Source organism: Frankia sp. CcWB2 (assembly GCF_977927585.1).
Window position 1 is genome coordinate 4,371 of the sequence record NZ_CDWRCM010000090.1, and the last position, 12,623, is coordinate 16,993.

General features: G+C 67.7%; 7 protein-coding genes and 2 pseudogenes. All 9 read right to left on the reverse strand.

Translation table 11 applies throughout. The annotated features are described in order from the left end of the window. Positions 1 to 85: 85 nt before the first annotated feature. Entirely contained in the window at positions 86 to 1,912 is a 1,827-nt protein-coding gene (locus ACY45C_RS11435; RefSeq protein ID WP_462187596.1) for a LuxR C-terminal-related transcriptional regulator, read from the reverse strand. Between the two features lie 192 nt (positions 1,913 to 2,104). Next, positions 2,105 to 2,803 carry an AAA family ATPase gene (locus ACY45C_RS11440; RefSeq protein ID WP_462187597.1) on the reverse strand — a complete coding sequence of 233 codons (699 nt, stop codon included), beginning with the start codon at positions 2,801 to 2,803 and terminating at the stop codon, positions 2,105 to 2,107. 120 nt (positions 2,804 to 2,923) lie between these two features. Next, positions 2,924 to 4,483: a class I adenylate-forming enzyme family protein gene (locus tag ACY45C_RS11445; protein ID WP_462187598.1), complete on the reverse strand. Its 1,560-nt coding sequence runs from the start codon at positions 4,481 to 4,483 to the stop codon at positions 2,924 to 2,926. Further along, positions 4,480 to 4,617, reverse strand: a pseudogene (locus tag ACY45C_RS11450) (thiolase domain-containing protein); the annotation flags it as partial. The gene ACY45C_RS11445 and the pseudogene ACY45C_RS11450, both read right to left, overlap by 4 nt. A 62-nt stretch (positions 4,618 to 4,679) precedes the next feature. Beyond that, positions 4,680 to 5,438, reverse strand: a complete 759-nt coding sequence (locus ACY45C_RS11455; protein WP_462187599.1) for a hypothetical protein — start codon at positions 5,436 to 5,438, stop codon at positions 4,680 to 4,682. A 152-nt stretch (positions 5,439 to 5,590) separates the two neighbouring features. Continuing rightward, positions 5,591 to 7,822, reverse strand: coding sequence for a hydantoinase B/oxoprolinase family protein (locus ACY45C_RS11460; RefSeq protein WP_462187600.1), 2,232 nt, complete (start codon positions 7,820 to 7,822; stop codon positions 5,591 to 5,593). Between the two features lie 220 nt (positions 7,823 to 8,042). Beyond that, positions 8,043 to 10,169 (reverse strand): hydantoinase/oxoprolinase family protein, encoded by a 2,127-nt coding sequence (locus tag ACY45C_RS11465; protein WP_462187601.1) that lies wholly within the window; start codon positions 10,167 to 10,169, stop codon positions 8,043 to 8,045. A gap of 4 nt (positions 10,170 to 10,173) precedes the next feature. After that, positions 10,174 to 10,635 (reverse strand): annotated as a pseudogene (locus ACY45C_RS11470) (acetone carboxylase subunit gamma). Continuing rightward, on the reverse strand, positions 10,632 to 12,623 hold a 1,992-nt coding region (locus tag ACY45C_RS11475; protein ID WP_462187602.1), incomplete at its 5' end, for a hydantoinase/oxoprolinase family protein. The gene ACY45C_RS11475 and the pseudogene ACY45C_RS11470, both read right to left, overlap by 4 nt.

A 12,623-nucleotide genomic window follows, 5' to 3' on the forward strand; every position in this document is an offset into this window, starting at 1 on the left:
TCGCTGAGCCGGGTGTCAGGCATCGCTGTCCTCCCCGTCGTGGAAGCGGCACCCGCTACCAGGGCACTCAGGGCTACCAGGGCACTCAGGTCAGGATCCGGCGGCGGCGGGCCTCCGAGACCGATTCCCCGCGCCGAGCGACCCCGAGCTTGGTGTAGATGCTCTTGAGATACCACTTGACGGTGTTGATGGTCAGGCCGAGGTTACGCGCGATTTCCTTGTTCGACAGTCCGCGGTCCAGCAGACGGAGGATGTCGATCTCGCGGACGTTGAGCGATTCTTCGGGAGCGGGGTTCCGCTCGGCCGGGCGGTCGATGATGGGGATCGCCGCCCGTTCCGCGTCCGCGTGGGCCGTGGCGAGCAGCTTGGACAGGTAGTCGGAGGGCACAGTGGGCAACTCCGCCGGCCACCGGCGGCACCGGCTCGCGTCCCGCAACTCGCCAATGATCTTCAGGAGTTCCGGTCCGGCGTCGGTAATGGTGCGCACCAGACCGCGGCGGGCCCCGGCGACGACGGCGGGCACGAGGGTGCGCAGCGCGGTGTCGGTGTCGCCGGTCAGCGAGTGCACCACCGCGAGGTCGATACGCGCGGCCGTTTCGGCGTACCGCCAGGCCACGGAGCTGCTCTCCTGGTGCATCTGGGACAGCAGCCGCAGGGCACCGTCGTAGTCGGCCTGGGCGGCCATGACCCGCGCGCGCATCGCGAGCTGGTAGTGGCGGGTGGCCATCGCGATGCCGTCGCCGCCGCGGGCGACGTCGTCGCCGTGGCGGGCGAGCACGTTCTGGGCGCGCCCGAGGTCCCCCCGGGCCAGGTGCAGCCGCAGGCGTTCGTGGTCGACGGCGGCCGACAATCGAGGCAGGACGAGCTGGCTCGCCGCCTCGCTGCCCTCGTCGAGCAGGTGCCAGACGTCCTCGATCTCACCGCGCAGGGTCTTGATGCGGGCCAGCGTGGAGTAGGTGGCGATCATAAGATCGGCGACGCCGCTTTCGGCACCGAGCTCGTGGCACTCCTCCAGCAGCCGCTCGGCGGCATCGGTGTCGCCCCGCTCGTAGTACAGCCGGCCCAGCAGCGCGCCGGCCAGCCGGGCGGCGTGCGAACGCGGCCCGGCGGCTTCGCGGGCGAGGGCCACGGCTTCCCGGTACAGACGTTCGGCGGCCACCAGGTCAAGCTGGGCGAACGCCGCGAGCCCGGCGAAGCAGCGCCCGTACACGCCGGCGAAAGGCCCGCGGGTGGTGTCGTGGAAGGCGTTGGCCCACCGCTGCCGCGCCTGCGCGGTGTCGTAGGCGAAGGTGTGGATGTCGACGAAGGTCCGGATGTTGGACGACACCGCGACCAGCCACGGCCGGTAGCCGGAGTTCTTCACAATGTAGGGGGCGACCAGGTCAGCAGCGCGGTCGATCCGGTCACCGTAGACGTCGATGCAGGCCTGGACGACATCGGCCTCGCCGAGGATGTCCTTACCGGTGTCGCTGGTGTCATCGGGTGCCAGGGCGGCACGCACGTGGTCGAGCGCGACCTGCGCGGGCTGCGCCCGTTGCAGCAGACAGTTGGCCCAGGCGATCGCGATCTGCAGCCGCGGCCGGCCGGGCAGCAGCGCCGGCGGCAGCTTGTTGACCAGGCCGAGCAGGGTGGCCATTCGGCTGTGCTCCACCAGGTGCATGGCCCGCCGCTCCACCAGATCCACCGCCCCGGCGTCGTTACCGGCAGCCAGGGCATGGGTGACCGCCTCACCGAGCAGACCATGATCAGCAAACCAGGCCGACGCGGTCCGGTGCAGGGTCACCACCCGATCCGCATGATCACGCTCCAGGCGGCGGCGCAGATAACCCGCGAACAGATGGTGATAGCGAAACCATTCCCGGTTATCGTCGAGCGGCCGCAGGAACAGGTCCCGCCGTTCCAGCTCCTCCAACAGCGCCTGCCCCGCCGCTGCCCACTCACCGCCGCCGCCAGATCACCGCAGAGCCGATCACAGACGGAAGTCGTGAGCAGGAAGTCGAGCAGATCCGCGGGCAGCGCATCGAGCACGTTCTCGGCGAGATAGTCACCCAGGGAGTGATGCCGCCCGGAGAAACCGCGGATCAACGCCGACGGGTCGGCGCTGTCACGCGGCGACCCAGCCGTCGGTACTCGACCACAGCCGATGCACGTCCGTGCTGTCGAGATCCAACGCGTTGAGCTCGAGCAGGAAGGCCGCGGACTCCCGATGGTCGAACCGCAGCTGCGTGGCGTCGATCTCCGTCACCTGGTTACGCACCTTCAGCCGGCCCACGGCCGGCGACCGGGTCCGGCTGGTGACGATCAGATGCAGGTTGGCCGGACCCACCTCCAGCAGGAACTCCAACGCGGCAACGGCCTGCGGGGCATCGATGAGATGCCAGTCGTCGAGCACGACCGCCAACGGCCGCCGATGCTCGGCAACCTGATTGACCAGCTCGGTGAGCACATACCGCTGCGCGTCGTCGGAATGCCCCTCCAGCACCTCGACCAGGTCACCGGCCAGGGTCGGTTCGACCCGGCGCACCGCCTCGATGAGATGGCTGAGGAACCACACCGCGTCGTTGTCGTCCCGATCGAGACTCAGCCATGCCACCGGCACCCCCTCGGCGCGCAGCACCCGCTGCCACTGCACCGCCAGCGTGGTCTTCCCGAACCCGGCCGGCGCGTGGATCAAAGCCAGCCGCCGGGCCCGGCCGTCCCGCAACACGTCGAGGAGCCGGTCCCGGCCGACCAGCTGGGTGTCATAGGTGGGTGCCTGAAACTTCGTGGACACGGCCAGCGTGGGACGTGCCTTGGTGTCCATCCAGCTCGCCTCGCTTCCGAGGGCTCCCCGCCCGGCTCCCCTGCCACGCGTTCGTGACGATACTCACAGGCCCTCGAGCTGATTTTCGCACTGGCCGCCCAGGCCGCAATACTTTGGGCGTCACCAACCGGGCCAGCCGGCCCGCAGCGCCTTCTTGTCCAGCTTGCCGTACACGGTGGTCGGCAAGGCCTCGACGACCCGCACGGCCTTGGGCTGCTTGTACCGGGCAAGCTCCACCCGGCAGTGCGCCAGCAGCTTGGCCTCGTCGAACGCACCGGTATCGTCGGGCACGACGAACGCCACGACCGCCTCACCCCAGTCCGGATGCGGCACCCCGACGACCGCGACCTGCCCAACCCCCGGACAGGCCGCCGCCGCGTTCTCCACCTCCGTGCTGTACACGTTCATCCCACCGGTGATGATCATATCGTTCTTGCGGTCCAGCAGATAGACGTACCCCTCGGCATCCATCCGCCCGATATCCCCGGTGTGCAACCACCCGTCCCGCAACGCCTTGGCGGTCTGCTCGGGCCGGCCCCGATACCCCACCATCGTGTACGGCGTGGCGGCGACGATCTCCCCGACCTGACCGCGGGGCAGCTCCCGGCCAGCCTCGTCGACCACCTTGACCGCGGCCATGACGACCGGCTGACCACAACTGGCCAGCCGATGCTCCCCGTCAGGATCAAGACGATGATCCTCACGGCGAAGACGGGTGATGAAGTTCGGCGCCTCCGACTGCCCGTACAGCTGCATGAACACCGGGCCGAGCACCTCCAGGCCCTGCTCCAGCCGCTCCCGGGTGATCGGCGCGGCACCGTACAGGATGGTCCGCAGCGAGCTGAGATCCAACGCGCGGCCCGCCGCCCGGTCGAGCACCCGGTAGATCATGGTAGGCACCATGAACGTGAAGGTCACCCGGTCGGCGGTGATCCGCTCAAGCACCAGCTCCGGGTCGAACCTGGTCTCCAGGAAGTGCCGGGCTCCCTTGAGCATCCCGGCCTGCAGCAGGAAACCCGCGCTGTGCGGCAGCGGCGACATCACCAGCAGCACCTCGTCGTCGAGCAGCCCCATCTCCATCACATGCGAGAACAGATTGAGCGCGAGATTCCGCTGGGTGTGCATCACCCCCTTGGGCAGACCGGTCGTACCCCCGGTATAGACGATCAACCCCGGATCGGTGGGTGCCGGGGCGACCTCCGGCACAGTGGTCGGCTGCCCGGCCAGCGCGTCGCGCCACGCCACCACCCCGCCCGGGCAGTCGTCCGGGTCGGCGACGGCGATGACCGTCTCCAACAGGGGCGGCGCGGGGTGCAGCGCCGCCGGGAGCATCCCCGCATCGGCGAGGACGACCCGGGCCTCACTGTCCCGCAGGATGTAGTCGATCTCGCTGGCCGACAGCATGTCGTTGAGCGCCACCTTGACCGCACCACACCGCAGGATCGCCTGATCAGCGACGATGTACTCGGGCCGGTTGGACATCATCAACGCCACCGACACCCCCGGCCCCACCCCCGCCGCGCGCAGCCGGTGCGTGAGCTGGTTCGCCGCGGCCACGATCTCGCCGTACCCGTAGGTCCGCCCCTGGTAGTGCAGGGCGGGACGCGCACCGAACCGGTCCAACGCGTCGACGAACACCGCTTTCAGGGTCAGGTCACTTTTCCCGGTGAGATCACTCATCGCACACGCTCCAGGACACTCGCATAGTTGGCGACCGCCAGGCCACCCATGTTGAACACCCCGGTGACGGTGGCCCCGGGGATCTGCATCGCCCCGGCGTTACCGGTGAGCTGCAGGACCGCCATCACATGCTGGAGACGGCCAACCGGGGTATGACCCCAGCCCACGATCTCCACGTCGTCCACGCCGAATCCCTTCAGTGCCGGCCGGCGGCCAGGGCGGTGAGCCTGGTCAGCACGATTTCCGGGGAGGCCTCGGTGGGGATCTCACCGAACCGGAACCCACGCTTGGCGGCGGCGTCGACCAGCCGGGCGGCCTCGCTCGTATCGTTCCACACCTCCGCTGGCAGTCCCCCGCCGTAGCGCCGGTCGTCGGGCAGGACGTCGGCTGGCAGGTGCGGCAGGAGCAGCAGGTCACCGGGCAGCTTGGGGTCGAGCTGGTCGGGGCCGGTCACGCCGTTCAGTCGGACCGCGGTGATCCAGCCGTAGTGCCCGGCCGCGGCCAGCAGACTCGACCAGGCGTCGGTCTCGTCCTCATCCGGCCCGCCCGCCGTGTCACAGGTGATCTGCAGCCCCCGGACCGGCCGGTCCGCCACCGAGCGGATCACCTCCAGCAGGCCGGTCGCGACGTCGTCGAGCGCGTCGAAGTCGACCTCCGCACCGGGCGCGAGCAGCCTGCGCGGTGACGGGCAGTCCAGCACCAGGTCGACACGATCGCCGAACTGGTGCAGCAGCGCGTCGAGAGTGTCGGCCAGCACGCGGCGCGGCGCCGGCAGCTCCAACGCCGTACAGACGGCAGCGGCCTCGCTACCACCGGCGAGGTAGCGGGAGAACGGACCTGAGACGTTGACACCGTACACATCGGACCGCAGGAACCGGTGTGCCTGTGCACTCGCCGCGACCAGCGTGGCCGGGTCGTCATACCATCGCTCGGGGCGCCGGCGAAGACCCTCCACACGTACCGGTCGCAGTCCAGCCAGGTCAGGGTGTCACGCCTGGCGTGGATCCAGTCGTCCGCAGCGTTCATCGTTCTCCCGCCGTCCTCATCAGTCCCGCAGCATCAGGATCGGTCCCGCAGCATCAGGCCCGCGCCGTCAGCCCTGCACCGTCAGCCCTGCAGCTCCGCCAGCTTGGCCTCCAGCTGCGCGATCCGCACGTCCTTCGGGTCGGGCATCATCACCGGCACGATCGCGTCCGCGGGGCAGGTGTCCTGCGGAGTGCCGCGGAACAGCACCTGCGGATCGCCCCAGGAGCCGAAGAACGGCACGTCGGCCGGAGGCGTCTCGGTCTCCCACTCCTGGACGAACTCCGCGTACGGCTTACCCCGCCGCAGCCGAGCCGCCCGCTCGGCCTCCCGGGCCGCCGTGGTGCCCTCGGCGTCCACCGCGGCGGTGTCGGGGTTGAGCACCACGTGGTAGATGTCGCGGACGGTGTCCATGGACACCAGGCCGTCGCGGTAGTCGGAAGCCACCAGCTCGGGATCGCGTTCGAGCACGTCCCCGTAGCCACCGCCGGTGCCCTGGGTGAGCATGTACAGCTCGCCGCGCTCGGCGAGCTCGAACTGCATGCCCATGTGATGCGTCGAGTAGGTCGCGTCCGGGAACGGGCGCTCGTTCATCAGTTCCTCGACGGTGTAGCGCAGCAGTTCGCGCTGGTTGTCCATCACCTTGAAGATGTCGACATTCTTGATCTTGCACAGCGGGTAGGTGCCGGGGCCGTAGCCGCCGAAGATGCCGTGCGAGCTGGGGAACTTCGAGCCGATGCTGCACGCCATGAAGCCCCACATGGCGCTGTCCTTGACGGTGGCGATCTGCTGGTGGCCCTGGCCGCCGCGGAACTTGCCGAAGCCCTGGTTGTCCCGCATCACCCTGTTCGGCACTATCTTGAGAATCGGGACTTCTTCCTCGATGAGCTCCTGCTCCCCGATGTCGGCCATGGGCGCGAAGATCGGGGCGACCGCGTGCTCGCCGTCCCGGTTGGACCGCGCGGCCCCGCCCATGCCGTTGAGGTCGGCACACACGTTGCCCACCAGCTCGCCGTGCTGGGTGACGCCACCGTAGATGAACGTGACGATCATGTTGAACCAGCCGGCGATGACGTCCGTAGAGCGTTCACCCGCACTGTAGAGGAGCTTCGGCGTCGCCAGCTGGGCCGCGGTAAAGGAGGGGAAGAACGTCATCATGCTCTGCGCGTTCGGCGCCTCCGGCGAACAGTTCAGCGCCGACCGCGGGTCGGTGAGAACGGTCATCGGCTCGAACACCGCCTGGTTTCGCGGCAGGTCCGGCCACACGAAGGTCAGGAACTCCTGGGCCAGCATGCCCTTCATCGACGAGAGGATCGTGTTGTTGGCTCGGTTCAGGAATTCCGGCGACGAGCCCCGGAAGTCCAGGATCAGCTCGTCGTCCTTCTTGGTCATCGCCAGTCTGATCTTGAGCAGACAGTTCTCGCGCAGCGTCCCGTCCGCGAAGACGTTCTGCCGCACGGTGCCCTCCGGCCACGACCTCAGCCGGCGGCGGACCTCGTCGGCGGTGTCGGTCAGGGTGCGCCGCAACGTGGCGATGACCGCGTCGACACCGTACTCGGCGATGGTGTCGTGGATCCGGTCCCTTGTCCGCATCGCCGCGTACAGCTTGGCCTTCATGCCCTCCAGCTGCAGCTTCGGCTCGCGCACCGAGTTCTGCAGGAAGGTCATGAGGTCACGGCGGAACGTGTAGTTCTCACCGACCTTGATCGGCGAGATCTTCAATCCCTCGTCGAACGGGGATTCCGCCGCCGAGGGCATACCACCGGGTTCGGTGGCGCCGTTCTCCCCCTCGTGGCAGACCGCGCCGGCGAAGCAGATCAGCTGCCCCTCGTGGAAAACCGGGATGAGGATGCTCTGGTCGGTGTTGTGGACGTTGCCGTAGCGGGCGTCGTTGTGCATGAAGACATCGCCCTCACGGACCCCGACCGTCGGCTCATCCACCCAGTACTTGACAATGAACTTGACCGGGTGCTGCGTGAGCACCGAGAACAGCAGCACACCACCCATGCTGGACAGGGCGAGGTCGCCCGAGGCCGTCCACACCCCGGAGATCAGGTCACCCCACTTCGCGCCCGGCGCCGCGCCCATCTGCTCGACCATGTCGAAGGACTCGTTACACGCGGTCTGCAGCTTGTGCCGCACCAGGTTGATCTGCTCGGGATCGGTGAACCGCGCGAGCGCCTCCGTTTCGCGGGGCGACTCCGGGGCGAGATGGTGGCTTTGCATGATCTCGGGGTCGGGCCCGAGGAACAGGACGTTTTCTTCGAGGAACTTCTCGACGAGCGACTTGCCGTCAGCGTGGTCGGGCTGGCTCATGAATCTACACCTTCTGGTAAGACGTGCCTGGCGGGCGAGGGCGAGCGGCTTCCCAGGCCCGGCACAGGCTACACGAAACGGACGAGGGGTTGATGACGCCGACTTTGCTGGTTTCCATCAGCCCGACAACGCGTTCTGCTCAGTACAAGAACTTTCCATCAATACGCGCTAGCCGGCCAGCTACGCCATCGGGATGAAACCTCCTGAGCGGGGAGCCCGCTCAGATGGTCCGAACGAGCACCGCGGAGCCGGTGCGGCCGATGGTCAGCTGCCATCCGGGTTCGGCGAGGTAGGTCGTGCTCGGGGTTTCGATCAGGGCGGGGCCCTCGATGACGTGGCCTTCTTCGAGGTCGGCGAAGTCGTAAACGGCGGTCTTGACCGCGCCGTCGATGCCCGGGTAGTGGCATTCCCGCCACCGGGCGGAGTTCGACGCGGGGCGCGGCTCGGCCTGGGTGGGCTGCAGGTCGAACTTGTCGCGTTCGACGTAGCTGACCACGCGGATGACGTTGATGCGCACACCGGCCTCGGGTGCCTGGCTGCCTTCGCCGTACCGCTTGGCGTAGATGCTGCTGAACAGGTCCAGCAGTTTGATCACGTCGCGGTGTGAGGTGAGCCGGTCGAACGGCGACACGACCCCGATCTGGGCGAGCTGGTTGCCGTAGCGCATGTCCAGCTCCACCCGCGAGCGGATGTTGGCGGGGTCGGCGCCCTGGCGGAGGAGGTCGTCGCGGCCCTTCGCGGCGAGTTCCGTCACCGTGTCGTTGAAGATCTGGAAGTCGTCCAACATCTTGCGGGTGGTGGCGTCGTAGACCATCAGGTACAGCGAGTACTCGTGGATGTGCAGCTGGTTCATATTGCCGGCGCCCAGCGCGGAGAACACCGAGCTGAACGGCGGGATCAGCACATTCTGGATACCCAGCGTGTTGGCGTATCCGCAGGCATGCAGCGGACCACCGCCGCCGTAGCTGAGCGCGACGAAGTTCTTCGGGTTATAGCCCTTGACCGCGACCTCCTTGAAGATCGCGTTGGCCATGTTGCTGTCCACCTTGCGCTTGATCGCCTTCGCCGCCTCGATCAGGCTCAGTCCGGTGGGCTTGCAGATGTGCTCCTCGATGGCCCGCTGCGCCCGGCGCAGGCTGAGCTTGATCGTGCCACCGGCGTAGTTGTCCGCGTCGAGGTAGCCCAGCACCAGGTTCGCGTCCGTGGTGGTCGGGAACCGCCCGCCCCGGCCGTAGCAGGCCGGGCCCGGGTCAGAACCGGCGCTTTCCGGGCCGACCTCGATGGCCTCCCACAGGCGGTCGTAGCGGGCGATGGAGCCACCGCCGGCGCCGAGGGTGTGCAGGTAGGTCATCGGGGTGGAGACGAGCCAGCGGTCGATGACCGGGTTGAAGCCGTAGAACTTCACCCCGTCGGAGGTGACCAGGCCGATATCGAAGCTGGTGCCGCCCATGTCGGTGGCGATGACGTTGGGCTGGTGGTAGGTCTTCGACAGGTAGTTGGTGGCCTCCAGGCCGGCGACCGGTCCGGAGTGGATGGTCTGCAGCGAGGAGGTCGAGTTCAGCTGGGCCATGCCGCTGGTGTTGTGCACCAGCAGCATCGGCTTGGTGTAGCCGTTGCGGCGCAGCTCGATCTCCAGCGACGCCAGCCCGTGGTACATCTGGCTGTGCAGGTAGGCGTCGATGACCGCCGACATGGTCCGGGCGTACTCACCCTTGCGGCCGGTCACCCGGTGCGACAGCACGATCGGGATCGCCCCCAGCATGTGCGTGGGGTACTCCTCGAGGATGATCCGCTCGACTTCCTTCTCGTGGGCCGGGTTGATCACCGCGTTGACCAGCGCGACCACGAACGCCTGCGCGCCCTCGTCCACCAGCTTGCGCACCTGGCGGCGCACGTCGTCCTCGTCGATGGACAGCACCGCCGTGCCGCCGTAGTCGATGCGTTCCTGCACTCCGGCGATCCGGGTCACCGGCACCAGCGACACCGGCCGGTCCGCGGCGGGCAGGTCGGACTGCTGGGCCTCGGTCAGCCCATCGCCGTAGCCACGGGCCCGCATCAGCGGCACGGTCGATTCGAAACCGGCGGTGGTGAGGATGCCGACCGCCGGACCGCTGCGTTCGATGAGCGCGTTCGTCCCGAGGGTCGTGGCGTAACGCACCGCGTCGACGGTCGAAAGCACCGTCTGCACATCCAGGCCGGCCTGGGCGCTGGCCTTTGCCAGGGCATCCATGAACCCGGAGGCGAGGTTGTGGTGCGTGGTCAGCGACTTCGCCTCGATGTAGGCGTCGTCGTAGACAAGAAAGCAGTCGGTGAACGTACCACCGATGTCAACGCTTACCTGCCGCATGTCCCTAGCCCTCCACATCGCTGAGGTGACGACGCTTCAACGCGTCGATATCGAGTTCGAGGTCGTGTGTCAACGGATGACCAGGCGGCAGGTACTCGTTCTCCACCTGCGTCCCGCAACCCGGGCAGTAGAACTCGACGATCCGGCACCAGGCCGGGTCGGGGGCGTAGGTGAACTCGTAGCTCTCGTCCAGGATCGGCCGGTGAATCTCCCGCGGGTCACGGTTGTAGACCAGCAGCCCGGTCTTGGGGGACGTAATGAAGTAACAAATACGTGATCGAGAGCATCATCGCAGGTCACAGGCCTGTGGAGGGTTCGAAACGCGCAAGTTATTTCATTTCGACTCCTTGTAGTTCTCGCGGGCGTTCGCGATGTCCTGTCCGCACACCCGGCAGGTCCATCGCTCGGTCGCCAGATTAATCGCGAGATACTCGGTGATGTTCACGGTGGACTGCTGCTCGCTCACTGCTGGGCCTCCAGGATCAGGTCAGAGTTGCTGCTCACCCGGAACCCCCACCCGGGCTCGATCAGACAGGTCAGATAGTCACCCGCGACCAGCGCCGGCCCCGCGGCTCCCTGCCCCGGCCCCAGATTCTCCGGACGGTAGACCGCAATCTCCTGCTCGTTACCGTCAGCGAAATGGATACGACGCGATCCGTCCGCGGCCGCCGGCTGCACCGTGGCGTGTTCGTCGGCCACGAGCTCGAAGGTCGGCAGCGGATACCAGGCCCGCACCACCAGCTGATCGGCCTGCCCGGGAGACGACCCGTCGGTCCACGTCTCGTCCCGCAACACGCCGTCGACGATGAATCGACCGCGGGTCTCGACAGTGCATTCGTCGATGGACACGCCTTCACCGAACATGTCACGCCGCGCGCGGGTCAGCAGATCGTCCCGGGCCGCCTTCACCTCGACGTCGACGCCCGGCATCGGCACGCTGTACTCGTGCGCCAACCCGCTGAAACCGATACCGAACGCGCTGAACACCGCCGACAGATGCGGCACGATCACCCGCGCGATCCCCGCCGCCCGCGCGATCCCCGAGGCAAGCACCGGACCGGCGCCACCGAAGGCCAGCAGCGTGGCCTCACCCGGCTCACGACCCGCCGCGGAGATCATCTCCTTGACCGCGGCCCCCGCCTGCTCCTCGAACACCCGCAACACCGCGAGCGCCGCGGCCTGCGCCGACAACGACAGCGGCTCCCCAACATGGGTCAGCAACGCCCGCTCCGCCCGGGCCGGGTCCAACTTCAGATCCCCACCCAGATAGTTGTCCGGGTCCAACACCCCGGCAAGCAGCAGGGCATCGGTCACCGTCGCATCGGTGCCACCACGGCCGAAAGACGCCGGGCCGGGCGCGGCACCCACACTGCGCGGACCGATCTGAATCTGACCGTCGACGACCTGGACTACCGAACTGCCACCCAGCCCGACACTGCTCAGGTCCGGAATCGGCAGCGAGGTCTGCGCCGAATCGACCCGGCCGTGCGCGTGCACCGTCAGGGCCTTGTCCACCACGACCGACACGTCGGTCGTGGTGCCACCCACGTCCACCCCGACCAGCACGTCCGCGTCATAGAGCGAGGCGTAGGCGACGCTGCCCTCCAGCCCACCCCGCGGCCCGGAACCCCACGTCTTCAACGCCGTGGTCTTGGCCACCCGGGCCGAGTCCCCGTCATTCCGGAAGATCAGCAGCGGGCGGGCCAGCCCGTTCTCCCGGCACGCCTTCTCCGCGCCGTAGAGGAAGTGCTCCATCCCCGGGTGCAGGTAGGAGTTCAGCACCGCGGTCAGCACCCGCCGCGCGTCGTCGACGTCGTGCACAAGCTCATGCGACAGGGTGAACGGGACCGCGCCCAGCAGATGCCGCGGGTACCGCTCCAACAACAGATTCTTGATCGCCCGCTCCGCCGCCGCGCTCCGCAGCGCAATCACGATCCGCGAGGTACTCGTCGCCAACAGTTCGTTGATCGCCGTCGTGAACTCCGCCAAGCCCACCGACCCGTCGGCGCCCACCGCGATCCCGACCGGGGGATGCGGCACCAGGGCCTGCCACAGCGAGGCGTCGACCAGCCTCACAATGCCATAGACATCTTCCTCCGCACCGCTGTCGACCAGCAGGGCGACCGGTGCGCCCTTCCGCTCGACCACGGCGTTCGTACCCGACGTCGTCGAATAGCGCAGATACTCCGTCTCGCGCAACAGACGAGCGGTGTCCTCCTCGCCATACAGCCGGTCGGACACCGTCCGCAGCCCATCGACGAAACACTGCGTTAAATCGTGCGGGGTCGTCGGCGTCTTCGCATGCACGATGCGTTCACCGTCCGTCACACACACATCGGTGAACGTGCCACCGTTGTCGATATTGACCAGGATTCCCAGTAAACATTCACGTAGATTCGTGATCTTGCGGTGAGTGGTTGGTGTTGGAGCTGGGTGTGGATGTTGTTCGCCGTT